General features: G+C 44.0%; 24 protein-coding genes and 2 pseudogenes. 19 read left to right on the top strand and 7 right to left on the bottom strand.

What is annotated here, in order from left to right; genetic code table 11:
- Positions 1 to 78 precede the first annotated feature (78 nt).
- Positions 79 to 2,295, bottom strand: coding sequence for a catalase/peroxidase HPI (gene katG / locus QUE24_RS07865; RefSeq protein WP_286306040.1), 2,217 nt, complete (start codon positions 2,293 to 2,295; stop codon positions 79 to 81).
- 94 nt (positions 2,296 to 2,389) lie between these two features.
- Positions 2,390 to 3,295: a hydrogen peroxide-inducible genes activator gene (locus QUE24_RS07870; RefSeq protein WP_286306041.1), complete on the bottom strand. Its 906-nt coding sequence runs from the start codon at positions 3,293 to 3,295 to the stop codon at positions 2,390 to 2,392.
- 79 nt (positions 3,296 to 3,374) lie between these two features.
- Here QUE24_RS07870 and QUE24_RS07875 point away from each other — a divergent pair, with 79 nt between their 5' ends.
- The 9 genes from QUE24_RS07875 (at position 3,375) to QUE24_RS07915 (ending at position 9,544) form a co-directional block, all read left to right on the top strand.
- The gene (locus QUE24_RS07875) at positions 3,375 to 4,409 is read left to right on the top strand and encodes a hypothetical protein (protein WP_286306042.1); all 1,035 of its coding nucleotides are present in this window, start codon (positions 3,375 to 3,377) and stop codon (positions 4,407 to 4,409) included.
- A 16-nt stretch (positions 4,410 to 4,425) separates the two neighbouring features.
- Positions 4,426 to 4,788 carry a glutaredoxin family protein gene (locus tag QUE24_RS07880; protein WP_286306043.1) on the top strand — a complete coding sequence of 121 codons (363 nt, stop codon included), beginning with the start codon at positions 4,426 to 4,428 and terminating at the stop codon, positions 4,786 to 4,788.
- 55 nt (positions 4,789 to 4,843) lie between these two features.
- Complete coding sequence (locus QUE24_RS07885; RefSeq protein ID WP_286306044.1) at positions 4,844 to 5,488, top strand: hypothetical protein; 645 nt, start codon at positions 4,844 to 4,846, stop codon at positions 5,486 to 5,488.
- 142 nt (positions 5,489 to 5,630) lie between these two features.
- Positions 5,631 to 5,963, top strand: coding sequence for a Plug domain-containing protein (locus QUE24_RS07890; protein ID WP_286306045.1), 333 nt, complete (start codon positions 5,631 to 5,633; stop codon positions 5,961 to 5,963).
- The gene (locus QUE24_RS07895) at positions 5,887 to 7,374 is read left to right on the top strand and encodes a TonB-dependent siderophore receptor (protein ID WP_350226606.1); all 1,488 of its coding nucleotides are present in this window, start codon (positions 5,887 to 5,889) and stop codon (positions 7,372 to 7,374) included. Before QUE24_RS07890 ends, QUE24_RS07895 begins: the two co-directional genes overlap by 77 nt.
- A gap of 191 nt (positions 7,375 to 7,565) precedes the next feature.
- Positions 7,566 to 7,718: a hypothetical protein gene (locus QUE24_RS15800; protein ID WP_350226607.1), complete on the top strand. Its 153-nt coding sequence runs from the start codon at positions 7,566 to 7,568 to the stop codon at positions 7,716 to 7,718.
- A gap of 112 nt (positions 7,719 to 7,830) precedes the next feature.
- Positions 7,831 to 8,169, top strand: a complete 339-nt coding sequence (locus QUE24_RS07905; RefSeq protein WP_286306046.1) for a zinc ribbon domain-containing protein YjdM — start codon at positions 7,831 to 7,833, stop codon at positions 8,167 to 8,169.
- Between the two features lie 146 nt (positions 8,170 to 8,315).
- Positions 8,316 to 8,741: a hypothetical protein gene (locus QUE24_RS07910; protein WP_286306047.1), complete on the top strand. Its 426-nt coding sequence runs from the start codon at positions 8,316 to 8,318 to the stop codon at positions 8,739 to 8,741.
- Positions 8,738 to 9,544, top strand: a complete 807-nt coding sequence (locus tag QUE24_RS07915; protein WP_286306048.1) for a DODA-type extradiol aromatic ring-opening family dioxygenase — start codon at positions 8,738 to 8,740, stop codon at positions 9,542 to 9,544. The genes QUE24_RS07910 and QUE24_RS07915 overlap by 4 nt, the downstream gene beginning before the upstream one ends.
- Positions 9,545 to 9,573: 29 nt before the next feature.
- Here the strand turns inward: QUE24_RS07915 and QUE24_RS07920 are convergent, their stop codons facing one another.
- Positions 9,574 to 10,743, bottom strand: coding sequence for an MFS transporter (locus QUE24_RS07920; RefSeq protein ID WP_286306049.1), 1,170 nt, complete (start codon positions 10,741 to 10,743; stop codon positions 9,574 to 9,576).
- A 100-nt stretch (positions 10,744 to 10,843) separates the two neighbouring features.
- Here QUE24_RS07920 and QUE24_RS07925 point away from each other — a divergent pair, with 100 nt between their 5' ends.
- Positions 10,844 to 11,707, top strand: a complete 864-nt coding sequence (locus QUE24_RS07925) for a LysR family transcriptional regulator (protein ID WP_286306050.1) — start codon at positions 10,844 to 10,846, stop codon at positions 11,705 to 11,707.
- A gap of 344 nt (positions 11,708 to 12,051) precedes the next feature.
- The gene (locus QUE24_RS07930; RefSeq protein ID WP_286306089.1) at positions 12,052 to 12,912 is read left to right on the top strand and encodes a DUF808 domain-containing protein; all 861 of its coding nucleotides are present in this window, start codon (positions 12,052 to 12,054) and stop codon (positions 12,910 to 12,912) included.
- Between the two features lie 38 nt (positions 12,913 to 12,950).
- On the opposite strand, the pseudogene gdhA reads toward QUE24_RS07930, so the two are convergent.
- Positions 12,951 to 14,275: pseudogene (gene gdhA / locus QUE24_RS07935) on the bottom strand (NADP-specific glutamate dehydrogenase).
- Between the two features lie 198 nt (positions 14,276 to 14,473).
- Between gdhA and QUE24_RS07940 the strand changes: the two are divergent.
- Complete coding sequence (locus QUE24_RS07940; RefSeq protein ID WP_286306051.1) at positions 14,474 to 15,061, top strand: hypothetical protein; 588 nt, start codon at positions 14,474 to 14,476, stop codon at positions 15,059 to 15,061.
- Between the two features lie 34 nt (positions 15,062 to 15,095).
- Here QUE24_RS07940 and QUE24_RS07945 read toward each other — a convergent pair whose 3' ends face one another.
- Together QUE24_RS07945 and QUE24_RS07950 are read right to left on the bottom strand one after the other, a co-directional pair.
- Positions 15,096 to 16,475, bottom strand: coding sequence for a DegQ family serine endoprotease (locus QUE24_RS07945; RefSeq protein ID WP_286306052.1), 1,380 nt, complete (start codon positions 16,473 to 16,475; stop codon positions 15,096 to 15,098).
- A 16-nt stretch (positions 16,476 to 16,491) separates the two neighbouring features.
- Positions 16,492 to 17,381: pseudogene (locus QUE24_RS07950) on the bottom strand (DnaJ C-terminal domain-containing protein).
- Positions 17,382 to 17,542: 161 nt separating this feature from the next.
- Here QUE24_RS07950 and QUE24_RS07955 point away from each other — a divergent pair.
- Positions 17,543 to 19,591: a TonB-dependent receptor gene (locus QUE24_RS07955; protein WP_286306053.1), complete on the top strand. Its 2,049-nt coding sequence runs from the start codon at positions 17,543 to 17,545 to the stop codon at positions 19,589 to 19,591.
- A gap of 69 nt (positions 19,592 to 19,660) precedes the next feature.
- On the opposite strand, the gene QUE24_RS07960 is transcribed toward QUE24_RS07955, so the two are convergent.
- Positions 19,661 to 21,136 carry a RimK family ATP-grasp domain-containing protein gene (locus QUE24_RS07960; RefSeq protein WP_286306054.1) on the bottom strand — a complete coding sequence of 492 codons (1,476 nt, stop codon included), beginning with the start codon at positions 21,134 to 21,136 and terminating at the stop codon, positions 19,661 to 19,663.
- A gap of 165 nt (positions 21,137 to 21,301) precedes the next feature.
- On the opposite strand from QUE24_RS07960, the gene QUE24_RS07965 reads away from it, so the two are divergent.
- The 6 genes from QUE24_RS07965 (at position 21,302) to QUE24_RS07990 (ending at position 25,560) form a co-directional block, all read left to right on the top strand.
- On the top strand, positions 21,302 to 22,375 hold the full coding sequence (locus QUE24_RS07965) for a DUF2817 domain-containing protein (protein ID WP_286306055.1): 1,074 nt from the start codon (positions 21,302 to 21,304) through the stop codon (positions 22,373 to 22,375).
- On the top strand, positions 22,353 to 23,480 hold the full coding sequence (locus QUE24_RS07970) for a GNAT family N-acetyltransferase/peptidase C39 family protein (protein WP_286306056.1): 1,128 nt from the start codon (positions 22,353 to 22,355) through the stop codon (positions 23,478 to 23,480). The genes QUE24_RS07965 and QUE24_RS07970 overlap by 23 nt, the downstream gene beginning before the upstream one ends.
- Positions 23,481 to 23,526: 46 nt before the next feature.
- Positions 23,527 to 23,988, top strand: coding sequence for a tellurite resistance TerB family protein (locus QUE24_RS07975; RefSeq protein ID WP_286306057.1), 462 nt, complete (start codon positions 23,527 to 23,529; stop codon positions 23,986 to 23,988).
- A 140-nt stretch (positions 23,989 to 24,128) separates the two neighbouring features.
- Entirely contained in the window at positions 24,129 to 24,353 is a 225-nt protein-coding gene (locus QUE24_RS07980) for a sigma factor (protein WP_286306058.1), read from the top strand.
- 47 nt (positions 24,354 to 24,400) lie between these two features.
- A complete protein-coding gene (locus QUE24_RS07985) occupies positions 24,401 to 24,625 on the top strand; it encodes a sigma factor-like helix-turn-helix DNA-binding protein (RefSeq protein WP_286306059.1) in 225 nt (74 codons plus the stop codon).
- On the top strand, positions 24,622 to 25,560 hold the full coding sequence (locus tag QUE24_RS07990) for a FecR domain-containing protein (protein ID WP_286306060.1): 939 nt from the start codon (positions 24,622 to 24,624) through the stop codon (positions 25,558 to 25,560). The genes QUE24_RS07985 and QUE24_RS07990 overlap by 4 nt, the downstream gene beginning before the upstream one ends.
- Positions 25,561 to 25,628: the final 68 nt, after the last annotated feature.

Below are 25,628 nucleotides of genomic sequence, written 5' to 3' on the forward strand. Positions count from 1 at the left end.
CCTAACTCTAAGTTTGTAGAGTATTAAATAAAGAGACCTGACAGGTAGCACTACCTGCCAGGTCATAAAGATTGCTCTCTAACGTTGTGCTAGGTCGAAACGATCTAGTGTCATTACCTTGACCCAGGCTGCAACAAAGTCATCCACGAATTTTTGTTCGTTGCCATTCGCCGCATAGACTTCGGCAATTGCTCTGAGCTCAGCGTTTGAGCCGAATGCTAGGTCAACAGGTGTTGCAGTCCATTTCTGCTGACCAGAGTCACGATCGACTCCTTTATAGAGACCTGCTTCATCAGCTTTGACCCACTTAGTCGACATGTCCAGTAAATTCACAAAAAAGTCATTGCTTAGCGTGCCGGCCTTGTCAGTAAAAACACCATGTGAAATACCGTTGGTGTTGGCATCAAGTGCACGCATGCCTCCCACTAAAACGGTCATTTCTGGTACAGACAAACTGAGATAGTTAGCCCGTTCAACCAGCATTTCAGTGGGTGAACGACTATTATCAGAGCTGAAATAGTTCCGGAAACCATCCGCTGTCGGTTCAAGTACGTTGAATGATGCGATATCAGTTTGTTCCTGAAGGGCATCCACGCGTCCTGGTTTGAACGGCACATCGATTTTATAACCTGCATTCTGTGCGGCTTTTTCTAGTCCTGCCGCTCCAGCGAGCACAATAACGTCAGCAAGTGACACTTTTCTTTCAGCTGAGTTGGTATTGAAATTCTGCTGAATGCCTTCCAGCACAGTCAGTACCTCCGCTAGCTCTTCCGGACTGTTGGCTGGCCAATCTTTTTGTGGCGCTAGCCGAACACGAGCACCGTTAGCGCCACCACGCATGTCCGTACCACGGAAGCTGGCAGCGGAAGCCCAAGCGGTTCTGATCAGCTTAGGAACACTGATACCTGAGTCGAGGACTTGTGCTTTGATTTGGTCTATATCCTTATCGTTAATCAAAGGATGATTAAGTTCAGGTAGTGGGTCTTGCCAAATCAGTTTTTCATGTGGGACGTCTGCACCTAGATAACGGGCATAAGGACCCATGTCTCTATGGGTCAACTTGAACCAAGCTTTAGCAAAAGCCAAATCAAACTCTTCGGGATTGGCCAAGAAGCGTTCGGAAATTTCACGATATTTGGGATCTTTCTTCAACGCGATATCCGTCGTGAACATAATAGGAGCATGACGTTTCCCAGAGATATGGGCATCAGGGACGAATTTCACTTCATCGGCGTTTTTAGGAATCCACTGAGTGGCACCGGCTGGGCTTTTTGTTGTCACCCAATCCATATTTAACAGGTTCTGCAGATAGTTAATGCTCCAGGCCGTCGGAGTAATCGTCCATGCGCCCTCCAAGCCGCTAGTGACAGTATCTGCGCCTTTACCTGTGCCACATTTGTTAATCCAACCCATGCCTTGCTGTTCAACCTCTGCTGTGGCGGGTTCTGCACCGACACATTCTTCCGGATTGTGTGCTCCGTGGGCTTTACCAAAAGTATGACCACCAGCAATCAAGGCAACGGTTTCTTCATCATTCATCGCCATACGACCGAAAGTGGTGCGGATATCATCAGCCGCTGAAATGGGATCGTGATTACCTCCTGGACCTTCTGGATTAACGTAAATCAGACCCATCTGTACGGCTGCAAGAGGTTTTTCTAGTTGTCTGTCACCATGATAACGTTTGGCATCGGATAGCCATTCTTTTTCCTCACCCCAATTAACCATTTCAGGCTCCCAGTCGTCTTCACGACCGCCAGCGAAACCAAATGTTTTGAAGCCCATAGATTCAAGCGCGACGTTGCCTGTCAGTACCATCAGATCCGCCCAAGAAATCTTGTTACCGTATTTCTGTTTGATAGGCCAGAGCAGACGGCGTGCCTTATCAAGGTTAACGTTGTCTGGCCAGCTGTTCAGTGGTTCAAACCGTTGTTGACCACCAGAAGCACCGCCTCGACCATCAAAGATTCGGTATACACCAGCACTGTGCCAAGCCATACGAATGAAGAATGGACCGTAATTACCATAATCAGCAGGCCACCAATCCTGTGAGGTTGTCAGCACTTTTCTAATGTCTGTTTTAACTGATTCTAGATCAAGAGAGTCAAAGGCCTTTGCATAGTTAAAATTTTCACCCATAGGGTTAGATTTTTCTGCATGTTGTCGGAGTGGCATCAAATTCAGTTGATCTGGCCACCAGAATGACGGTGTTTTAGGTTCACCAGCTGAAAATGCGCTGGTGCTGGATAGAGCAATCGCGATGGCGGTTGCTAAAGGTAGTGTTTTTTTCAGCATAATATTCTCCCTCCTGTTGTTTTTGTGGAGTGAGAATGAGTATCAATTGCTGATAATGATTAGTAAATTTGAATAATTCAAAGATAATGTTCAGTTATTTTGAATGATGTCTGTCAAGTACGGATTTAGACATGTCTATCAATTTTTCGATGCTGCTTAGACGAGTAAAATTGGGTCGCATGACAAAGGCTAATTGACGATGTGGACCGGGTTCATCTAGGTGCATAATGGCGAGATCCGGATAGTGTGATTTGAGTTGGTCAATCGCCATTTCTGGAACCAAAGTCGTGCCCATATTATTGGACACCAGTTGTAAAAGTGTATTGAGGCTGTTGGTGCGGAAACTTTGATTCACCGATTTAGATGAAACATGACAGGTATTGAGAATATGGTCTTTCAGACAGTGGCCATCCTCTAATAGCAAGAGCTGATTGAGGTTAAGCTTGTCACTAGTGATTTCTGTGAGTTGGGCATTAGATTCATTTTTGCGGTTAACCAAGAAAAAGTCTTCATCCCAAAAAGGCATCTCTAACAGACCTTCACAGGGAAACGGTAAGGCTAACAATGCGGTATCGAGCTCGCCTTGTTTTACTTTTTCTACCAGGATGTGTGATTGGTTCTCAAGAATATTAATTTGTGCCAGTGGGTAATGCTGCTTAATCAGCAATAGCAGCTTAGGTAAAATATAAGGTGTAATAGTAGGTATCACACCAATATTCAGCGGGTAGCTGAACAGGCTTTTTTGTGTTTGGGCAAAGTTCTGCAAATCTTCTGCTTGCAACATGATCGAGCGTGCTTGAAGTAACACTCTTTTGCCGATAGGGGTGATCAATACCTTTTTATTGTCACGCTCAAAAATTTGTAGTCCCAGTCGTTGTTCAAGTTCATGTAGTGCTGTACTCAATGCTGACGGACTGATATTGCATTGCTCCGCTGCCTTTTTAAAATGTAAGGTTTCCTCTACAGTGAGTGCATAGCGTAATTGTTTTAGAGATATCATCTTTATATTCAACATATTCAACAAAACTGGAAGGTAATGAATACGATAGCGATTTTTGGGTAACAAGCGAAGAGCTTAATTGTTAGACTTGCTACTCAATGAACAATCTGAGGTACGAATGTATACCGAGAATGATTTAGAGCAGGCCATAGAAAAAGGCATTTTTACCGCATCAGCTGTAGAGCAATTTCGGCAAGACAGGTTGCAAAGACGCAATACTCACTTCGCCGATGAAGAAGACTTCAAGCTAGTATCCAGTTTTAATGATATCTTTGTGTTGATGGCCTGTGCTTTGTTACTACTATCGACAGGGTGGGTGCTACAGGCCGCAAGTCCGGCATTAGCAGCGCTTGTAGTTGCTGGACTTTCATGGGGACTGGCCGAGTTTTTTGTGTTAAAACGAAAAATGGCTCTGCCCGGCATCTTCTTACTGGTGAGTTTTGTCGGCAGTATATTTGCTGCGGTGATGCTCACCATCGGTTGGCCATCTGAAAATGGCTTTATGCTGGCAGGTTCAGTAGCTGCTGTTGCGGCATGGTGTCATTGGAAGCGCTTTAAAGTGCCGATCACTGTGGCTGCTGGCACAGCCTCAGCCGTGGTTTTTATCGTGTCACTACTGGTCTCACTATTCCCTTCATTAAAAAGTTATTTAAGTTGGCTAATGTTTGGTGGCGGTCTGGTGGTGTTTATTGTCGCGATGCGTTGGGACGCCGCCGATCTAAAACGTGTAACAGGCAAGTCTGACGTGGCCTTCTGGTTACATTTAACTGCAGCGCCTTTGATTGTGCATCCGATCTTTTCCACGCTGGGTATTTTTGATGGTCAACACAGTAGTGCAAGCTTAGCTTTGATTATGGGCTTATATCTGCTGCTGACCTTGGTCTCATTAGTCATTGATCGTCGTGCCTTTATGGTCTCTGCCTTGGTCTATGTGCTGGTGGCCCTAACCAAGTTATTAGATACCTATGGACTGGCGGGTGACAGCTTTGCGTATGTCGGCGTATTTATTGGGTTTTCCTTACTGCTGCTGTCCGGTTTTTGGCACAAAGTACGTTATCAGCTTGTGAGACATTTACCGGCAAGCTGGCAGGCGAAAGTTCCGGTTATCCAATGAATAATCAGGCTGGAAAATGAAGAAGTTTCTGTTATTTGTAGCAGTGTTTGTGCTGGTGCAGCAGTGGCATACCGTGAAAGACTTCTTTTATCCACCGAAAGATTATGCTTATTTACCTGCCACCTACGTCACGATGTATTCCACGCAATGGTGTGGTTACTGTGCAAAAATGCGGGCATTTATGGAGCGAAGAAATATCGCTTATGATGATCTGGATATTGAAAAGTCAGCTCAGGCAAAACGTAATTTTGATGCTCTAGGCGGTGGTGGCGTACCTTTATTAGTCGTCAATAAACACGTGGTGCGTGGCTACAATCCGAATCTTGTACTTCACCATCTGGATGCTATCGAGGTGGCGTCGAGCCCTGTTCAGCACTAATGTTCTGGCATTGAGATTGCTACGTCATCATTGAACTTCAGGATGAGGACATAAGATGACGATTTCCAGCCAATCAGCACGTGACCTAACGGCAAATATTACCGCCCTGTCAGACAAATCGGTGGCTTTAATGCACCAACGCAGCATGTCTGATGAAGCTGTGACAACTTTTCAGAATATCTTACAAAAAGTACAAGAAATTCATGATCCCAAAGCCGCATTGAGGAGCTTGTCTGCTGAAGAGCTTGATGTGGTCAGACAAGCTCATAGCTTGGCTGAGTCCATTAATATTTCGGTGTTATCTGACGAAGGCGCAGCTAATCTATTGAATGCTCCAGGCCATACCAAGGATTTAAATAATGACGGCCTAACCACAATTGGTGAGGGTAATATGCTTACTTTCCCTCCGGACAATGCACCCGCTTCATTTAAAGCAGCTTGGGAAGAAGCCTCTGATGGGCTATCAACTATGGACATTCCAACTCACATGATCTTTGCCGTAGGGTTAGCAAATATTGGGCGTGAACCAGGTGACCTTAATTGGGTTAACCCTTATGCCAGCCCCGACTATGATTATGGTGCGGCGGTTTCAGAGATTATCGAAAGTGTGGAGTATCAATACAACCACAATATGATGTCTTTTGAGCAGTATCAGAAAAATATGAGTTTTTATAACACCTTAACTGAGGCGTTGGCTTAGGAATATGAAGGTTGGATGATTTAACAGCGTTTACTCGCCTTTTTTAACGTCGTCATTCCTGAGTTTTGTTTTGACATAAAACGCTAATTTCCGTAAATTATTACAAATAATAATCATTGTTATTTAGTTTACGGGGCATAAAATGAATCAAGCAAATAGTCAGGCTATTCGGCCAGGCTCATCTCTCCTATTGTTAAGCAGTCTGATTTTGGCAAGCTTGCCTGTTCATGCAGATGACAGCGTGGATCTTCCGCGAGTGGAAGTGACATCTAATCAATATAAAGAAAGTAATGGTTATATTGATCTGGAAAAGGAACCACAAGTGGGGAAAATGAGTGTCTCAGCAGAAAACACGCCTTTTTCTATTGCCACCATTTCAGATGACTTTATGGAAGATCTTGGGGCAAATTCCATACAAGATGCATTGGGCTATACCTCTGGTATTTATGTGGGGGAGTTTCGATACGCGTATTGATTCAGCAAAAGTTCGTGGCTTAGATCCTTCATCCTATGTTGATGGCTTACGGTATAACTATGGTTACTACAATACGGTGCGTATCCACCCTTATGCTCTTGAAAATATAGAAGTATTAAAAGGACCATCAGCAACACTGTATGGTCAAGGTGACTTGGGCGGTATTGTGAATATGAACTCAAAGATGCCTAAAGCTGAGCAGCAAGGCGAAGTTTGGGCTCAATATGGTTCGCATAATCGTAAACAATTGGGTGTTGATGTCACTGGCCCAGTGGATGAGGATGGTCAACTTCTGTATCGATTCGTAGGGATTACCCGCGATAGTGACACACAGGTTGATCACGTGAATGACGATAGCTTTTTGATTATGCCTTCTCTGACCTGGCGGATCAGTGACGATACAAATTTATCGGTGTTATTTACCAGACAGAAAACAGATAGTGTGGTGTCTACTCAGTTTTTACCTTCTGTCGGTACTTTATACGATGGCCCATTAGGTCATATCGATACTGATACCTTTGTTGGTGAGCCGGGATGGGACCGATACGATACCGAGATGACATCATTCACCACGATGTTTGACCATCGCTTTAATGATAGCTGGACATTTTCTGCGGTTGCTCGTTATTTAGAATCACAAAGCTGGACGCGCGAACATTGGGTTGATATTCCATCTATACCAGCCGCTGATGGCACGGTAAATCGTACTATTTACACCGTCGATAAAGAAGTACGAGCACTTAATTTTGATGCCAGATTGGAAGGTATGTTTGATGTAGGTATGACTAATCATACCTTCGTAGTTGGTGTTGATCGTCAAGAGGCTACCTACGAAGAAGATAACTACTTTTACGGTACTGGCTTAGGCGGCACCATTAATGTCTATAATCCTCAATACGGTAACTTACAAAGTGGTGTTATTTCATACTCAAACCCCGATGATAATCGTATTGAACAAACAGGGGTTTATGTCGCCGACTCAATGGAAATTGGTCCCGTAGTTATCTCTGCTGCATTACGTCATGATTGGGCAAAAAATATCTCTCTCGCCGAAACTGGTCCAGATACAGAAAGTAATGAGAAAGTGAATACTGGACGGATTGGATTAATGTACCGTTTTGATAATGGTATTTCACCATATGCCAGTTACACCGAAGCCTTTGTCATGAACTTGGGCACAGATGGGGCTGGTGGCACACTAGAGCCAACGACAGGTGTGCAACGTGAGTACGGTGTCAAATATTTATCTGATGATCGTAGTTTAGCTATCACAGCAGCTTACTTTGATATTACCCAACAAAATCGTGTAGAGCAGGGTTCAACACCGGGGGCGTTTCGCAAACGGGTGCTACAGTTGATGGTTGGGAAGTTCAGGCCAATAAACGCTGGGATAATTTCGAAACGCAGTTAGCCTACACGCAGCTCCACGCTGATGACGCGAACGGTAAACGTCTTGGCTCTGTAGCAGAACGGAATGCTTCGTGGTGGAATAAATTCTACATTGGCACTAATTGGCGTTTAGGTGCCGGTGTTCGCTATCTGGGTAGTAGAACTGGCTCAGGTGGCGCACCCTATATTCCATCAGAGATTTTGGTCGATGCGATGCTTGGATATTCTTACCAAAATTGGGACTTTACAGTTAATGCCCAGAATGTGACTGACGAAGTCTATACAGCATGGTGTCGAGGGGCTGGACAAGATTGTGGTTATGCACAGCGTCGTAATATTACAGGGAATGTTCGTTACCACTTCTAATCAGCATTTCTTAGAATTAAAAAGGCTCCGAAAGGGGCCTTTTTTATGCAGATAAAACAGGTTTTAACACGTATATCGGTTAGAATAACCCTTTTGTTTATCTGGAAATATTATGAGTGATCTGCCGAATTGCCCTGCCTGTGGTTCTGAATATACCTATCAGGATCAAGATATGTTTGTCTGTCCTGAGTGTGCGCATGAGTGGCAGGAAGGTGAGAATAGTACAGCAGCTGATGAAGATGTTATTCGTGATTCAAACGGTAATGTCTTGGAGGATGGTGACACGGTTACGGTGATTAAAGATCTGAAAGTAAAAGGATCTTCGGCTGTGGTGAAGGTAGGTACCAAAGTAAAAAATATCCGTTTGGTCGGTGGTGATCACGATATCGATTGTAAAATTGATGGTATTGGCGCCATGAAACTCAAATCTGAGTTTGTTAAAAAAGCCTGATACTTTTCATAGCCTGCCATGTATAGATCTCATTAGCTCGCTCTCATTTAAGGGCATATTATTGCTATGTCAGCAGAAGCGTTGCTGTTGAGATGGCAGGCATGTTTACCGTTTATATGTTCAGCATCGTGAGTTTGAAGTAGCAAATGAAAACACAAGTGAGCGGTTGGGCAGTAGTTCAAGAAGAGCCTTCAGGCTGTGGTATCGCTGCCTGTGCTAATTTAGCCCAGATATGCTATGCCGAAGCCAAACAGCTAGCCAATTCATTGGGTATCTTTGCCGAGGATAAAACGCTTTGGTCCGAGACTTGCCATGTCAGGCAGTTACTCTCTGCATTGCATATCTCAGTCAGTGATAAGCAAACGACTTTTGTGTCATGGGACAGATTGCCAGATAGAGCGCTTATCGCTCTAAAGTGGCATAGGGAGCAAGGAAAGCCATTTTGGCATTGGGCGGTGTTTATGCGTGATGGCGACAATGCTGTGGTCATTGATTCTGCCAGACGTTTGAAGTCACCTATCAGAACAGACTTTGGCAGAATGAAGCCAAAGTGGTTTATCGAGGTGAAATGATGGCAGATATCGTATTCATTTCGCATGGAGGTGGGCCTTTACCGCTATTAGGTGACCCTTCACATCAAGAGTTAGTTGACACACTGACTACCCTCTCAACACAGATAAAAAAACCAAAAGCGATTATTGTGATCAGTGCGCACTGGGAAGCAAATCATGTCCGCATCACACATCAAAAACAGCCTGGTTTGCTCTATGACTATTATGGCTTTCCTGAGGCTTCTTATGCGTTTAAATACCCTTGTGAAGGCGCACCTGAGTTAGCTGAACAGATAGTGGAAAAACTTAATGCCGCCAATATAACTGCGGAGCTTGAGGAAGAGCGGGGGCTGGATCATGGGGTGTTTGTGCCGCTAACCATTATGTATCCAGATGCAGATATTCCCTGTATTCAGCTTTCTTTAGTCAATGGATTAGATCCTGAGCTTCATCTAAAGATCGGAGAAGTACTGACTGACACTCTGGCTGAAGATGTGCTTATTATTGGTTCGGGTTTTTCATTTCATAATATGCGCGCTTTTTTTAGCAAAGACGATCCGACTCATGCACAAATGAATCAGTCTTTTGAAGACTGGCTGGTTGAGACCTGTTCAGGTACTAATATCAGCGAGCAAGATAGGATGACGCGTTTGCAACACTGGGATGAAGCGCCTTACGCACGCTATTGTCACCCCAGAGAAGAACACCTGTTACCCCTTCATGTTTGTTATGGTGCTGCTGGGCGAGCTTGTGATGCTGTGTATTCTCTATCTATATTAAATAAACAGGCCAGTATGTACCTATGGTCTACACCTGGATATTGAGCCTCAATTGTGAGTGAGTGTTTACACTTTTAATACTTTTTTGATCTGAACCCAAAAAAGCAGGCGATGATAGCAATACTACAGGCGCCTATAACAACTCCATGCCAAGCATAATGCTGGTAAAGCAAAACTGAGAACCAAGACCCAAATGCACCACCGATAAAATAACAGGTCATATAGGCTGAAGTGAGCCTATTCCTGATGTCAGGGTGTAATGAATAAATTTTATTTTGATTGCTGACATGTACTAGTTGTACCGCTAAATCTAACAGTAGTACCCCGACTAGAAGCGCAATAAGTGAACTTGGCGCCTCAAAGAGCAGTAGCCAGCTAAACAGTAATACTAATAAACCTAAACGAGTACCAAGATCGCCTTTTCCGGCATCGGCTAATTTACCAGCCCATGACGCAGCAAATACACCTGCCACACCAACAAGACCAAACAAGCCGATAGTAGCGTCGCTATATTCATAGGGAGGCTCGGCTAATAGGAAGGCGAGGGGCGTCCAAAACATACTAAACAAGGCAAATGACAACATCCCCAAAATAGATCGATAACGAAGTATTGGTTCTTTGATAAACAGGCCCATAACAGAGCTTAATATCTGCTTGTAGCTCATATCGTTATTGTTATGGTAAGTCGGTAAATAACGAGCCAAAGCCAATGTTGTAATGAACATAGCAACAGCAGCAAACCAATAAATGTATCGCCAGCTACCCAAGCTGGATAAACCGCCCGCCACAACACGAGCCAACAATATGCCCAGCAAAAGTCCGCCCATGATTGTGCCAATGACTTTGCCTCGTTGTTGTTCTGAGGCCAGTGTGGCGCCCAGTGGCAGTAATACTTGCGCGACAACAGAGCTAAGGCCTGTGATGGCTGTGCCGAGTAATAACCACGGCAAACTTCCAGCAAAGCCACTTATTAACAAACCAACGGTAGCGAATAGGCTCATGACAACAATAAGTTGACGGCGCTCGAGCCTGTCTGCCAATGGCACTAAAAACAACAATCCTATGCCGTAACTCAGTTGAGCTGTGGTGACGATATTGCCGGCTAGTGAGTGACTTAGCCTGAATTCATCCGCTATAGTATCGAGTAGTGGTTGGGCGTAGTAATTACTTGCTACGGCAATGCCGGTGGCGGTTGCCATCAATAAAACTAAGCCTTGCGTTAATACGGTTTGTTGTTTTGTCATAAGGCATTTCAGAGAGTGAATTAGCCATACTATGCGATGTAAGTATTAATGATTCAAATGCATTGTTATCATTGGAGCTATCTTTAAATGAGATAGATCAATGAATCTAAGACAAATTGAATATGTCGTAGCTGTAGCCGAAGAATCAAGTTTTACCCTGGCAGCTAGACGCTGCCACACCGTTCAGTCGGCATTAAGTCACCAGATTGCAAAGCTAGAAGAGGAGTTAGGCGTATCCCTTTTTGAACGTACTTCAAGAAAGGTCTCTCTAACGCTGGCGGGACAATCGTTTGTGGAGCAGGCTAAGCATACCTTAGATTCAGTGCAGAAAATTTACACTGACGTGACAGCAACAACGGGAATTGTTGCTGGCCGCCTTAATGTCGGCATGATTTCAGCAATGACTATAGTCAATATCGTAGATGTCTTTGCAGAGTTTCACCAAAATTATCCAGAGGTTGATATTGGTTTAAAAACAGCAGGTAGTGAAGTATTAATTACCGATGTGACAAACCATCGTCTCGATATAGCTTTGATTGGCTTATGGGTCGATGAATCCATATCTGGGGTGGAATATACTCAACTGGCTGAAGAGCCTCTGGTCGCCGTGCTTCCATGCAAACATCACTTGGCAAAGAATCAGCTGTTGTCATTACATCAACTTGCCTCTGAGCCGATGGTTAACTACCCAAAAGAAAGTAGTGCTCGAAGACAGACTGATGAAGCCTTTGCAAGTCAGGGACTGGTATCTAAAGTAAAGTTTGTGGTTGACCACATCAGTTTAATTGAGCAGTTAGTTGCGTCTGGCCTGGCTTATGCCATCGTTCCGAAGCCTTTGTCTGAACAATTCTCAGATGCTGTGGCTATACCTATAAAAGAAGCCCCAAAGCGTGCTTTGTATATGATTTGGTCATCAAGGCCTAGTCCAGCAGCAATAGCATTTATGTCATTTATCCAGACTTAACAAAATTACTGGAAAGTGAGGAGGTCATTTTGATCGCGAAATAACCCGAATAAACTCACTATTAAATTGTTAGCGAAGACTTTAGGTGATCTTTGGCTCCTTCTCTTAACCGCTCTGATTTCTGTACTAATGTATTTGCTCGAGCCATTCTTAGCTTTATTTATATAAACGAGATATAGACTTCAGCCACAATAAAATCCTGACGTTTTTGTCTTAGAAAAAGTCAGGTAGACAGCAGGAAAGTAAACAAATACGCTACCTGCAAATCATATAGGAATAAAAACTATGGCAAGTGTTGGTTTATTAGCTCTGGTCGATGATATTGCATCATTACTTGATGATGTATCAGTGATGACAAAGGTGGCGGCAAAAAAACGGCGGGCGTATTAGGTGACGATCTTGCACTTAATGCAAAACAAGTAACAGGTGTTGATCCTAAAAGAGAGTTACCTGTCGTATGGGCGGTAGCGAAAGGTTCATTTATTAATAAACTGATACTTGTTCCTTTGGCTTTGATCATCAGTGCTGTTTTTCCAATTGGTGTGACGATTTTATTGATGCTTGGTGGTTTATTTCTTTGTTACGAAGGCATGGAAAAGCTGGCTCATAAATGGTTACCGCATGAAGAAAGTGATGACGAGCATAAGAAAAAACTGGCCGCAGCAACGGCAGATGAAAATATTGATATCAAAGCTTATGAACGTAAAAAAATAAAAGGGGCGATCAGAACAGATTTTATTCTTTCCGCAGAGATTATTGTGATCGCACTTGGTGTGGCTCAGGGTGAAAGTCTACTGACGCAAGCCATCGTGGTGTCTTTAATAGCCATTGTGATGACCTCAGGCGTATATGGCCTGGTAGCGGGTATTGTGAAATTCGATGATGCCGGTTTGGCTTTAGTCAAAGCTGGACAGGGCGATAGCCGCTTTGATGGTTTCCAGCGTAAGCTGGGTCAGGTCATTTTATTTCTCGCGCCCAAGTTGATGAAGTTTCTATCGGTGGTGGGCATGATCGCCATGTTTTTAGTCGGTGGCGGTATTCTGGTGCATGGACTCCCTTTTTTACATCATCTATTAGAGGGTTTGAATGCATCAATGGGTGCAGTCATGACCGTTATGATGCCTGTGTTATTTAATGGTGGTGTTGGCCTGATTGCGGGTGTGATGGTGTTATCCATTGTGACTGGCATGAAGAAATTGTTTTAAAAAGATGGGCCAGCCCCAATTCAGGCTGGCCCGTTTTTCTATATCAGACCAAAGGCTAACATGGCATTCGCCACACGTCTGAAGCCGGCAATATTGGCACCCAGTACATAATTGTGTGGTTCACCAAACTCTTCAGCGGTTTGGCAACAAGCTTTATGAATGTGGTTCATGATTTCATGCAGACGATCTTCATTGTATTCATAACTACTGCTGTGAGTGGCATTGAGCTGCATTTCTAAGGCGGATGAAGCCACACCCCCGCATTGGCGGCTTTGCCTGGAGCAAAAGCGACATTATTCGTCTGAAAGACTTTAATCGCTTCTGGGGTACTGGGCATATTTGCACCTTCACAGACAGCAATACAACCGTTTTTGACTAAGGTTTGTGCGTCTTCTTCTTCCAATTCATTTTGGGTAGCGCAGGGGAATGCAATATCACACGGAATATCCCAGATATTGCCATTTTCAATGTATTTGGCGTCAGGATGAATATCGAGATAAGTGTAGATTCGCTGTCTTTCTACTTCCTTTATACGAATAATGGCATCAACATCAATACCTTGTTCATGCACGATGACACCACCAGAATCTGAACAGGCAATGACTTTTGCACCAGAAGCCCGCAGTTTTTCCATAGCATAAGTCGCCACATTGCCTGAGCCCGAAACCAAGGCGACTTTGTCCTTCAATTCCTCATCATGAACAGCTCTGAGCATATCTTCACAGAAAAAGACGGCACCATAGCCGGTGGCTTTTTTACGAATTAATGTGCCACCCCAGCTTGGACTTTTACCTGTGATTACGCCCGCTTCATAACGTTGCGTAATACGCTTGTATTGACCAAACAGATAACCAATTTCTCTACTACCAACACCAATATCACCAGCAGGTACGTCGGTAGACTCACCAATATGACGATAAAGGCTGGTCATAAAACTCTGACAAAAACGCATGACCTCACGATCAGATTTACCTCTGGGGTCAAAGTCTGCTCCGCCTTTGCCACTACCAATAGGCAGGCCTGTTAACGCATTTTTGAACGTTTGTTCAAAGGCGAGAAATTTGATTGTGCCAAGCGTGACACTGGGGTGAAAACGCAAGCCACCCTTGTATGGACCTAATGAACTATTAAAACCAACGCGAAAACCTCTGTTGATATGGAGTTCGCCATTATCATCTTCCCAAGGCACACGAAATATAACTTGTCGCTCTGGCTCACATAAGCGCTCGATAATTTTTTCTTGGTGATACTCAGGGTGACGTTCTAACACCGGTGTTAATGTTTCCAAAACCTCATACAGGGCTTGATGAAATTCTGGTTCGCCCGGGTTACGACTGATAATTTGCTGATAAATAGATTCCATTGTTCTCGGATTATATCCTGTTGTTGAGTAAATGAAGACAGACAAATAGTGAGTGCTTCTGCTACTGACACTCAATATACGGGTGAGTTTTCTGCTTTAGCAAATTACGCTGGCATGTAAATTTGTCCGTTTCGATTGACAACACATAATGAAAAGCATTTGATCATAGTTAATCACGACGCAAATGGACCTTTTATAATGAGAAAATCGTATGTTTTGATGTGGGTGTTGGGGTGGTGTTTACATTCACCTGTTGCGGCTGCCTATGACTGTTATCAACCTTCTCCTACAGCCGAGTCTTTGGAAGAGGAATACCGTAATAATGATAAAAGCCTTGTCATAGATAAAAATGAAGAAGCGCTCCAGTTTCTCAAACAACTGAAAGGACAATGGACAGGCACTGGCGAGGAAATTTCCTGTAAAGGTTCGGATAACAATCCACAAAAACTACATAAACAAATGCAAGTCGAAGCTGATGTTGAAGAAAGCAGTATTGTGTTGTTTAAAGCACGTTTAGAAAAAGTGTTTCCGGCAGAGCGTGTCAGTCGTTCGGAGACCTTAGGTCTGATTAATATCGAAAGTTTGTATGGACTGAGTGCAAACGGTCGACATATTGAGGCGAATCAACGTGAGTTTGCTTCGAATGGTCCTAATGCTGGTGTTCGTTATTTAGAGTATATGATTACCATTGATGCGCCTAATGATGATGAGCTCTATGTGGAATGGTCATTGTTTACTAACGGTGTCTACGTTTTTACTCAGAAGCTTAATCTCACCAGAAATTAAAAAAAGAGCCTGAATAGTCAGGCTCGTTTTTGACTTATTTAAGTAACAAGAACATCGCACGGCGGCCGCGAACAATATTAAATAATAATTCCTTCGCATTGCTTACCATTGGCTTGAACTGCTCTAGTTCAGTGACAGGCTGGCGGTTGACCGAGGTGATAATGTCATCAGGTCTTAGGCCTGCTTTCCAGGCGGGGCTGCCACGCTTGACTGAATACACCACCACGCCTTCAATCTGACCGTAATAGGGCGAGTCCTGCTCAATATCACCAAAGGTGGCACCAGAAAGCTTAGGATGCACTAACCCATCAGATGCTGTCTTACGCGTTTGTTTTACTGTTGCTTTAATGGTTTTGGCTTTGCCATTGCGAATAATATCGAGCTTCACAGTTTGACCAACAACCATCAAACCAATGGTATTTCTTAGGCTATCCGCATTCAGCAATGGCGTGTCATCGACTGCTGTGATCACATCACCGACTTTCAAGCCGGCATCCGCGGCAGCTGAATCAGGAATCACATGACTCACAACGGCGCCTTGTTGACGCTCAATATTAAAGGCTTGTGCTAATTCAGGCGTAATATCCTGCATTTGAACACCTAAGTAAGCACGCTGCACTTCACCATGTTCTAAGAGCTGATCGGTAATTTGTTTAACGAGGTTACTGGGAATAGCAAAGCCGATACCGATATTGCCAGATGAAGCACCACCTGGTGAAAAAATAGCGGTATTGATACCCACCAATTCGCCACGCAGGTTAACTAATGCACCACCTGAGTTACCAGGGTTAATGGAGGCATCTGTTTGGATAAAGTTCTCATAGCCTTCAATGCCGAGGCCACTTCTTCCCAAAGCACTAACAATACCTGAGGTGACTGTTTGTCCCAAACCGAATGGGTTACCGATGGCGACAACAAAATCACCAACGCGCAGTGAGTCGGAGTCTGCCAAAGGAAGAGCAGATAAGTTGTCATCTGGAATTTTAATGAGTGCCACATCGGTGGCAGGATCGCTACCAACAATCTCAGCCTGGAAAGTCCTGCCATCATTCAGTGAGACCGTCACTTCATCGGCGCCGCGTATGACGTGGTTATTAGTAATGACTAAGCCTTCTTTGGCATCAATAATGACGCCTGACCCCAGACTTTGACGTTGTCTGACCCTTGGCTGCTCGGGCACATTAAAAAAGTGCCTGAAAAAAGGGTCATTCATGAAAGGGTTATCTTGAACTCTGACTTCACTCTTTGTCGCAATGTTGACCACGGCAGGTTTGCTGCGATCTAGCATTGGCGCCAGTGTAGGCATTTCATCTTTATCAGAAAACCAGTTAAGTGGAAGAGCAGCTGATGCGACTTGAGCAATCAAAACAAAAGCGGCTAACCAGACAATGGATGATTTAAAGCTGAACTTCACAATGCCTCCTGATACTTTATTCCAATGACTCACGCGGGTTAAATGCCATTTCTTCTGCCATTTGTTGATAGAGTTTTCTCGCTTTATCAGAGTCTGCAGGCGGCACTATTATCTGCAAGACCACAAATTCATCGCCAGGTTCTTTGCCTGGTAATCCACGACCTTTTAGTCGCATTTTTTGACCACTGCGTGCACCTGCAGGAATGGTCAGATTAATTTTGCCAGCGAGTGTGGGCACAGTAACTTTTGCACCTAATGCCGCTTCCCATGGTGCAATAGGTAAGTCGAGATACACATCTTTTTCTTCCAGACGGAAGTAACGATGTGGTGCCACATTCACTTCGAGATATAAATCACCCGACTTACCGCCACCGCCAGATTTTCCCTGACCGGACAAACGAATTTTTTTACCAGAGGCAATACCGGCTGGTATTTTTACGTTAATGGTGCCGGACTGACTGGCGCCAGCAGGACGACGAATAGTCTTGGTGGCACCGTTGAATGCATCTTCCAGTGAGATGGTAATTTTGGCGTTAACATCTTCACCACGGGCGAAGAAATTATCACCCATGCCGCCGCCCATACCTCCCATGCCGCCAAACATGTTTTCAAAGAAGCTGCTAAAGTTACCGCCACCAAAACCAGCATGATCATCCCAGCCAGGTGGTGGGTTAAAGGATTGACCATGACGATAATTACTACCAAACTGGTCGTATTGAGCTCGTTTTTGTTCGTCACGTAAGACTTCGTAGGCTTCACCTACTTCCTTAAATTTGTCTTCGGCATTGGCTTCTTTACTGACGTCAGGGTGATATTTTCTGGCCAGTTTTCGATAGGCTTTTTTATCTCGTCCTGAGAAGCATCACGGGCGACGCCCAAAATTTTGTAATAGTCTTTGTATTCCATAAATGGATTCATTACCTGAAATTGATCTTGATCATGTAATTGGGGATTTCAATGTCTGTTTTCAATGGGTTTAGGGATTTTTCTGATGAATTAAAACAGCCTGTATGGGAAAATTTTCCCCAATCACGGATTAATGAATATTTAAAAGAGAGAATTGGATTATGTTTTCAAAAAAACAACTCACATTAATGGTGGCGGCCGCAGCGACCACAATGTGGCAACCCGCTTTTGCTGAAGAAACCAGTGTTAATGAAGTGTCACTGGGTGGTATGGTGGTAACAGGCACACGTTCAGAAACACCTTTACTTGAGCAAGCCGGTAATACAGGCAAAGTCTCAGAAGAAGAAGTTGACCTTATTCGACCTGATCATGTAACTGAAGTGCTCAATAGAATTAGCGGTGTCAATATTCAGCGTGGTAATGGTCAGGAGCATTTAACGTCGATTCGCTCGCCTGTGCTCACAGGTGGTGCTGGTGCAGGCTCATTCCTGTATCTCGAAGATGGTATTCCACTCCGAGCAGCGGGTTTTGCCAATGTAAACGGTCTGTTTGAAGTTAACTATGAGCAGGCAGGTGGTATTGAAGTCGTTCGTGGGCCCGGTAGCGCACTTTATGGTTCAAATGCTGTTCATGGCATGGTCAATGTTTTGAGTCGTGCACCATCCTTAGATCTCGAGCGTGAGATTGATATTTCAGTTGGTCCACATGACCTCTACCAAACAAAAGCTTCCATAAGCGATACAGTGGGCAACCATGGTTATCGTTTAAGCGTGAATGGTACGTCTGATGGTGGTTATGCCAGTGACTCTGGTTATGACCAGCAAAAAGTCAGTTTTCGCCATGACTACTACGGTGAAAAGGATAGCTTCAAAACCTTATTCAGCTATACCAATTTAAACCAAGAAACGGCAGGTTATGTTTATGGGTATGAAATCTATCGGGATGAGAGTGTTTCTCGCACAAACCCTGATCCTGAGGCCTATCGGGATGCGAAATCATACCGTTTATCTACCGAATGGATTCACGAACTAAGTGATTCAGCATCATTCACGCTGACGCCGTATGTACGTCATACCGAAATGGAATTCTTGATGCACTTTTTGCCCGGTCAGGCGACAGAAACCAATGAACATAGTAGCGTAGGTTTATTATCATCATTTACAAAACAGCTAGATGGTGGACATAAAATCATTGTTGGTACTGACTTTGAATACACCGAAGGTGAGCTGACAGAAATTCAGTACAACCCAACTCGATTTTCGTTTCTTCAAGGCACACATTACGACTATGATGTGGATGCCACCGTTATTGCACCGTATGTGCATAGTGAATGGCAGGTACTTGAAAAAACACGTGTGACCGCAGGTGTTCGTTATGAGTACACGAAGTATGATTACACCAACCATACAGATTCATTAACGTTTGGTTCTCGCTATCTAAGACCAGACAGCCGTGACGATACATTCCATAATGTCAGCCCTAAACTCGGGGTTGTTCAACAATTGACCGAAGATACGGCGACGTTTGTGAACTATTCACGTGGTTCTCGTGCACCTCAAACCACGGATTTGTACCGTGCCCAAGTCGGCCCTTCTCAGACTGGACGTGCTGACTCTGAAAAAATCGATAGCATTGAGGTTGGCTTAAGAAAAGTAGGGCAAGGTTTGCAGTATGAGATTGTTGCTTACCAAATGAGAAAACGTGATTACTTCTTCACTGATAGTGATAACGAAAATGTGCCAAATGGAAAAACTAAGCACACAGGTTTAGAGCTAGGCATGTTTTATCCTTTCAATAGCCAGTTTGATATCGCGGCTAATTTAACTTTTGCCAAACATGAATATGACTTTGATAAAGACAGTTCAGGTATTGAAAAGGGCGATTACCTAGTCACAGCACCGAGACAAATGGCTAATGTCCGTTTAGGTTGGAACCCAACAGCAAAAACTCGCACAGAGCTTGAGTGGGTTCATATGGGTGAGTATTACGTGAACGACGGCAATACTGCTAAGTATGATGGACATGATGTCTTCACGCTCAGAGCTTCTCATGAGTTGAATAACAATGTCACCCTATATGGACGCATTCATAACTTATTCGATACCGAATATGCAGAGCGCGCTGATTTTGGTGGCGGTGGTGACGGTGATTACCGTTATTTTGTTGGTGAGAAACGTTACGTTCATGTTGGTGCAAGTTACCGCTTTTAAATAAAGCGAGTTTGTCTCACAAAAAAGGCGCTGATTATCAGCGCCTTTTTTATTTGTGTGGAAAAAAGATTAATGACTCGCAGCCCGGCGTTCTTCCAGCCGTCTTAAAAACTCTCGCATAATGTCATCGTATAAAGCCATACCGAGATAATGATCTTCGACACCGCTATCAATGCTGGGGTTGTCATTAATTTCAATAATGACAATACGGTTACCGCTTTGTTTGATATCCAGGCCATATAGACCATTTCCAATCAATTTCGCCGCTTTTGTCGCAATTTTCAGCACTTTTTCTGGTACTTCGCTCATCGGGATGGCGGAAGACTTACCACTGGAAGTGCCTTTTTTGGTGTTGTGGTTATAGATTTGCCAATGGCCTTTACTCATAAAATATTGGCAGGCATAGATAGGTTTGTTGTTAAACATACCAATACGCCAGTCGTAGTCGGTATACATAAACTCTTGCAAGAGAATAATGGCCGACTGTTGGAAAAAGGCAGGCGCTTGCTCTCGAAGCTCGTCTGCATTGTTTACCTTAATCACACCTTTTGAAAAAGCCCCGTCCGGAATTTTCATCACCAATGGAAAGGTGGCTGTCTCACAAAGTTTGTCCAGACCAGCCGTATCATTGCGATATAGAAGGTGTGAATCGGGCATAGGCAAATTGTTGGCTGACAAGAGTTCTTTTAAATAAATTTTATTCGTGCAGCGAATAATGGATGTGGGGTCGTCAATCACTACTAAACCTTCACTTTCTGCACGACGGGCAAATTTGTAGGTGTGATTATGTGTAGCGGTAGTTTCACGAATAAATAAGGCGTCATATTCTGCTAGGCGAATGTAATCTTTGGGGGTAATCAGCTCCACATCAATACCAATGCGACGTCCACTACTGATGAATTTCTTCAATGCGGCCATATCACTCGGCGGCATGGTTTCTTTAGGATTATGCAAAATGGCCATGTCATATCGAAACTGGCGACGCTTAGCCGGCTTCCGCCATAAGCGATGGCTGAAGTTATCTAAAGCTTCTGCAAAAAAATCTTGCTCGGTTTCTGTGAGCTTATTAATCGCACCGGCTTTTATCTGGCTGATAATCCAGTGACCATTAAAGCTAAATTCCACCTCCAGTATCGGGCAGGGGAATTGCTCAAAGATTTGCCGAGCCAGTTTCTGTAATGAGCTGATAGGCGTTTGCCCAAAACAGATCTTCAGCACGAAGCTTTCACCTGAAGCCATGCTGAGCTGTTTATCAAGCTGAGTGGATAAATCCGACAAGTCGTAGGCATAAAGGCTTTTGCGAGATAAGTCATTAATAGTGCGAAGTCCGGGCAAAACACGGTGCCCTCTGGCTTCTGCCACCATCGAGCAATAATAGCCGCGACTGAGATAATCCAGACTTCGACATAAATTAAGAATTTGCGCAGGGGCATGAGTATTTTGCGATAAGGATTGTAGATAGGTATCAACATCGATCACTTGTTCGCTGGGAAAGTAAGGACTCCAGTCATCAATATTTTCAACTATTATCAAATGCTTAGTCATGTCTGGTCCTCGGTGATGGTAGTGTCAAAAGGCTTTCTAAAAGCGAATCATAAAGTGAATAGACAGGTGATGTAATAAAAAATTTTGCATCCCTTTTTATTTGCTGGTCAAAATGGCAAAACTCACATATCCTTCGCGAAAATTTTGCACAGGAGGCCCGTTAAAATGTATGCAGATGCCGTTTTAAGCGTATTTTCGCAGCGCTATTCCAGCGCAAGAGATAAATTTATCAATAATGTCGAAACCAGCTCGATTATTGAAAGATTAACGCATCATTCACACCCACTTAAAGGCCCGAAAAACGAAAAGTTATTTTGTGATATCGCCTGGGCGGGCAATCCAAAAGCAGAAAATATTATTGTATTAGTGTCCGGACTACACGGTGTGGAAGGTGGCGCTGGCTCAGCAATTCAAGCAGATTTTGTGACACGTTATCGTCGTCTGCCTCAGGATGTCTGTGTTGTCCTGGTTCATGCGATCAACCCATGGGGATTTGCCTGGGCCAGTCGTGGTGATGATCAAGGTGTGGATGTGAACCGTAACTTTGTTGATTTCAACAGTGAGTTACCGGCCTCAAAAGCAGCAAAAATCTGGCAAGAGCTGGAACAAGGTAAAACCGATATTGCCACCGTCGCTCAGGATAGAGAAAAGTTTGATTTATTATCAGAAGGTCAATATGAACAAGCCTCAGCTCCCTATTATGGTGGCAGCGAACCCACATGGTCACGCCAGCTTATTGAGCAGTTAGCCGCACAAATTAAACCAGCCAAACGTAAACAAGTGATCGTGATTGATATTCACAGTGGATTGGGCCCCTATGGTTTTGGTGAGCTTATCTGTGATCATCCTGTTAATAGTCAGGGTCACCAATATGCGGTTGAATTATTTGGCGCAACAGTCACTGAACCTTCACTGGGGACATCCAGCTCCGGAACAAAACTCGGTTTGCATGATTATTTCTGGCATCAGCAAGGCGATAATGTGTGCTTTTTAACTTTAGAGTTTGGTACGTTTGGTACTCAGCAGATGCTGCAAGTGTTATCGGATGATCAAAAACTACAACAGAAAGGCAAAATGGACTGGTCTGATGATGCCACGATGGATGTAAAACATGCTATGCAAGATTTCTTCTGCCCTGATCAAAAACAGTGGCAGGAATTAGTATTGTTCCGTGGCCGTCAGGTTATTGAAATGGCGTTAGATGGATTAACTGAACATGCCAATCATAACGCCCGCTGAGTTTGTGCTGCGTGAAGCAACACTTGATGACGTTAACGCGCTCAGTGAGTTAGAAGAGGCGTGCTTTGAAACGGATCGCATTTCAAGACGTAGCTTTAAATGGATGATCAAAAAAGGTCACAGCTTGTTGTTGGTGGCGACCACCAATGACACTCTGGTGGCTTATGTGTTGTTACTTTACTCACAAGGTACGTCACTTGGCCGGGTATATTCATTAGCGGTTGATGCCAATTATCGAAAAGCCGGTATCGCCGCTAAATTAATGCAGGAAGCCGAAACGCTGGCGCTGGAAGATGGGCGAAGTTTTCTGCGTCTGGAAGTGCGGCCTGATAACCTCGGCGCCATTAAGTTATACGAAAAACTCGGCTATCAACCGTTTGATATTGTCACTGACTTTTATGAAGATCATGCTGACGCTATTCGCATGATGAAAGTGCTGCATCATGTGCCTGAAGTCACACACCCAGAGGTTGCTCACTACTCTCAGTCAACCGACTTTACCTGTGGGCCTGCTTGCCTAATGATGGCAATGAAAAGCATGGATGGTGAGTTAGCACTCACTCGTCAACTTGAATTGCAGTTATGGCGCGAAGCCACAACAATTTTTATGACCTCCGGTCATGGTGGCTGCAGTCCACAAGGCTTGGCTTTAGCAGCCAATCAGCGAGGTTTGAAAACAACCCTTGTCTGTAACTCAGATGACATTCCCTTTATTAATGGTGTACGCAGTGAAGAAAAGAAGTCGGTTATTGAATGTGTGCACCAAGATTTTATCGAAAAAATAGCTGAATCTGATATTCAACAAATCAAAGCACCGGTTGATGCGGCGTTATTAAGCGAGTATCTATCTAAAGGGGCACTGGCGCTTGTCTTGATAAGCTCATATCGTCTGAACCAAAGTAAATCCCCCCACTGGATTTTAGTCGTGTCTGTCTCTGATACCTTTGTGTATTTTCATGATCCGGATGTGGACTGGGATGATAATAAAAGCGTGACAGATAGTGGTTATATTCCCGTTACACACAAAGAATTTAACCGTATGATTGGCTACGGCAAACCCCGTTATCAAGCTGCTGTCATTGTCAGCCCATCCAATAAGAAATGAACTTTACTTCACTGCTGGCAGTCGGTTTTGCTTGCAGGAGATAACTATGATCGAAAAACTAAAACAAATGTTTTCATCCACCTTGGGTGATAACACCGATGTCTATTTAGCGAATCAACAGCAGTCTAAAGTGCTGGCGGCGGTAGCATTAATGATTGAAATTATTGCGGTCGATGATGAAGAGCATGAGACAGAAAAGGCCATGCTTCGGCAGATCCTGGCAAGTCAATTTGATGTCGAAGATAGCGACGCTGAGAAATTGATTGCCGAAGCTGAAAGAGCACATGATGAAGCCACTGACTTTTACCGCTTTACTGCCGACATAAATCAGCAATATAACGAACAAGAGAAAATCGAACTCATCGAAATGCTTTGGCTAATAGCCTGGGCTGATCACGAGCTACAAGATATTGAAGAACACGTGATTCGTAAGCTCGCCAGTTTGTTATACGTTTCCCACAAAGACTTTATTGCTACTAAGCTCAAAGTTGTTGGCGAAGCCAGTTAAGGCTATAACAGCCCAATTATACTTCATGCTTTTTTAAAATAATCCTTATAAATCAAACAGCCCGTTATTTTTATTATTGCTAAATTACTTCCAAAACGATAATGCATCTCATTATCAATTGTCACGTAATTCTATTCATAATGGCTGTGCAATCGCTGGAATCGCTTTATACAGAACATCAAGACTGGCTTCAGGGCTGGATCCGTTCTCGTTTAAATCATGTTGAGCACGCGCAAGATTTAACGCAGGAAACCTTTATCAAGATATTGATGAAGGGGCGTGAGCATGAGTTGAGCTCACCTAGAGCATACTTAAGCAGTATTGCGCGTGGTTTGCTGGTGGATTTTTTCGTCGTCGCACAGTAGAGCAGGCTTATCTCGATGCGCTGGAAATAGAACCAGAGCAACATACGATGTCTGCAGAACAACACCATCTCATTATCGATACCTTGTTACAGATTGAACAAATGCTGGATGAGATGAGTGAGCGCGGACGACACATTTTTCTACTCGCTCAGCTTGATGGGCTGTCATTTGCTGAAATCAGTCGGCGCTTAAATGTTTCCGTGCCGACTGTTCGCAAGCATTTTATTCGAGCGATGACACAGTGTTTGTTATTGCTTGAGGACTCACCATGAAACTCACCGAAGATATCTTAACGCAGGCCGCCAGTTGGTTTGTGGATCTTCGAAGTGCACAACCTGGTGATGCCATTTATGAAGCACATCAGGCCTGGCTTGCGGCTGATAGTCGACATTATGATGCCTGGAAACGGGTGGAACGTTTACAAAAACAATTGAAAATTGTCCCCAATGAAGTCAGGCAGAGCACGCTGGAAAAGGCACGTCAGTCTCGTCGTCAATTAATCAAAACATTGGTTGTCGTTTTAAGCGTGGGTGGTGCTAGTGGCGTGGCCTATAAACAACGAACTTTTTCTACTTGGATGGCACAATATCGTACGGGGACGGGTGAACGTAAAACAATACAGCTGGCAGATGGTAGCCAAGTATCACTTAATACCGATACGGCTCTGGATGTGAATATCAGTGAGCATGCCAGAGAGTTAATACTCTATCGTGGTGAGATTCTTGTTGAAACAGGCAAACAGATGCCTGAGCAAGACTTTATTGTAAAAACGGCACAAGGAACAGTCAAAGCGCTCGGCACCCGCTTTCAGGTTCGATGTCATGATGATGTAACCTGGGTCGGCGTTAGCCAACATGCGGTGGAAGTTATGCCGGAAAAAGCCAGTAAAGCCGTCAAAGTTCAAGCCGGCCACTGCATGCGTTTTAACACATTGAAACACGGTTCGTTGAGTTTGATGCCCGTCAATATGGATGCCTGGACACAGGGGATGTTGATTGTCAGCAACTGGCGACTGGATCAATTTTTAAACGAACTCGGCCGTTATCACAAAGGAACATTACATTGTGATGCTGGCGTTGCATCACTTCGTATCTCTGGGGCGTTTAATATCAATGACACCCGTTCTGTATTAGAAAATCTCAGTAGCACTTTGCCAGTCAAAGTCCGCTATTTCACGCGTTTCTGGGCACAAGTTGAACCTGTCTGAATATTTTTTTGTTTAAGGGGGTTAACGATTCTGCTGTGTCGTTCGGCCTGTTAGATAGCAGCGTTATC

The sequence above is a fragment of the Methylophaga marina genome (assembly GCF_030296755.1).
In the GTDB taxonomy this organism is placed as follows: domain Bacteria; phylum Pseudomonadota; class Gammaproteobacteria; order Nitrosococcales; family Methylophagaceae; genus Methylophaga; species Methylophaga marina.

Excerpts from the sequence above, each read along its gene's own strand:
- katG (WP_286306040.1), bottom strand. The coding sequence starts at position 2,295 with ATGCTGAAAAAAACACTACCTTTAGCAACCGCCATCGCGATTGCTCTA.
- QUE24_RS07870 (WP_286306041.1), bottom strand. The coding sequence starts at position 3,295 with ATGATATCTCTAAAACAATTACGCTATGCACTCACTGTAGAGGAAACC.
- QUE24_RS07880 (WP_286306043.1), top strand. The coding sequence starts at position 4,426 with ATGAAGAAGTTTCTGTTATTTGTAGCAGTGTTTGTGCTGGTGCAGCAG.
- QUE24_RS07885 (WP_286306044.1), top strand. The coding sequence starts at position 4,844 with ATGACGATTTCCAGCCAATCAGCACGTGACCTAACGGCAAATATTACC.
- QUE24_RS07890 (WP_286306045.1), top strand. The coding sequence starts at position 5,631 with ATGAATCAAGCAAATAGTCAGGCTATTCGGCCAGGCTCATCTCTCCTA.
- QUE24_RS15800 (WP_350226607.1), top strand. The coding sequence starts at position 7,566 with ATGCTTGGATATTCTTACCAAAATTGGGACTTTACAGTTAATGCCCAG.
- QUE24_RS07905 (WP_286306046.1), top strand. The coding sequence starts at position 7,831 with ATGAGTGATCTGCCGAATTGCCCTGCCTGTGGTTCTGAATATACCTAT.
- QUE24_RS07910 (WP_286306047.1), top strand. The coding sequence starts at position 8,316 with ATGAAAACACAAGTGAGCGGTTGGGCAGTAGTTCAAGAAGAGCCTTCA.
- QUE24_RS07915 (WP_286306048.1), top strand. The coding sequence starts at position 8,738 with ATGATGGCAGATATCGTATTCATTTCGCATGGAGGTGGGCCTTTACCG.
- QUE24_RS07920 (WP_286306049.1), bottom strand. The coding sequence starts at position 10,743 with ATGACAAAACAACAAACCGTATTAACGCAAGGCTTAGTTTTATTGATG.
- QUE24_RS07925 (WP_286306050.1), top strand. The coding sequence starts at position 10,844 with ATGAATCTAAGACAAATTGAATATGTCGTAGCTGTAGCCGAAGAATCA.
- QUE24_RS07940 (WP_286306051.1), top strand. The coding sequence starts at position 14,474 with ATGAGAAAATCGTATGTTTTGATGTGGGTGTTGGGGTGGTGTTTACAT.
- QUE24_RS07955 (WP_286306053.1), top strand. The coding sequence starts at position 17,543 with ATGTTTTCAAAAAAACAACTCACATTAATGGTGGCGGCCGCAGCGACC.
- QUE24_RS07960 (WP_286306054.1), bottom strand. The coding sequence starts at position 21,136 with ATGACTAAGCATTTGATAATAGTTGAAAATATTGATGACTGGAGTCCT.
- QUE24_RS07965 (WP_286306055.1), top strand. The coding sequence starts at position 21,302 with ATGTATGCAGATGCCGTTTTAAGCGTATTTTCGCAGCGCTATTCCAGC.
- QUE24_RS07970 (WP_286306056.1), top strand. The coding sequence starts at position 22,353 with ATGCCAATCATAACGCCCGCTGAGTTTGTGCTGCGTGAAGCAACACTT.
- QUE24_RS07975 (WP_286306057.1), top strand. The coding sequence starts at position 23,527 with ATGATCGAAAAACTAAAACAAATGTTTTCATCCACCTTGGGTGATAAC.
- QUE24_RS07980 (WP_286306058.1), top strand. The coding sequence starts at position 24,129 with ATGGCTGTGCAATCGCTGGAATCGCTTTATACAGAACATCAAGACTGG.
- QUE24_RS07985 (WP_286306059.1), top strand. The coding sequence starts at position 24,401 with ATGTCTGCAGAACAACACCATCTCATTATCGATACCTTGTTACAGATT.
- QUE24_RS07990 (WP_286306060.1), top strand. The coding sequence starts at position 24,622 with ATGAAACTCACCGAAGATATCTTAACGCAGGCCGCCAGTTGGTTTGTG.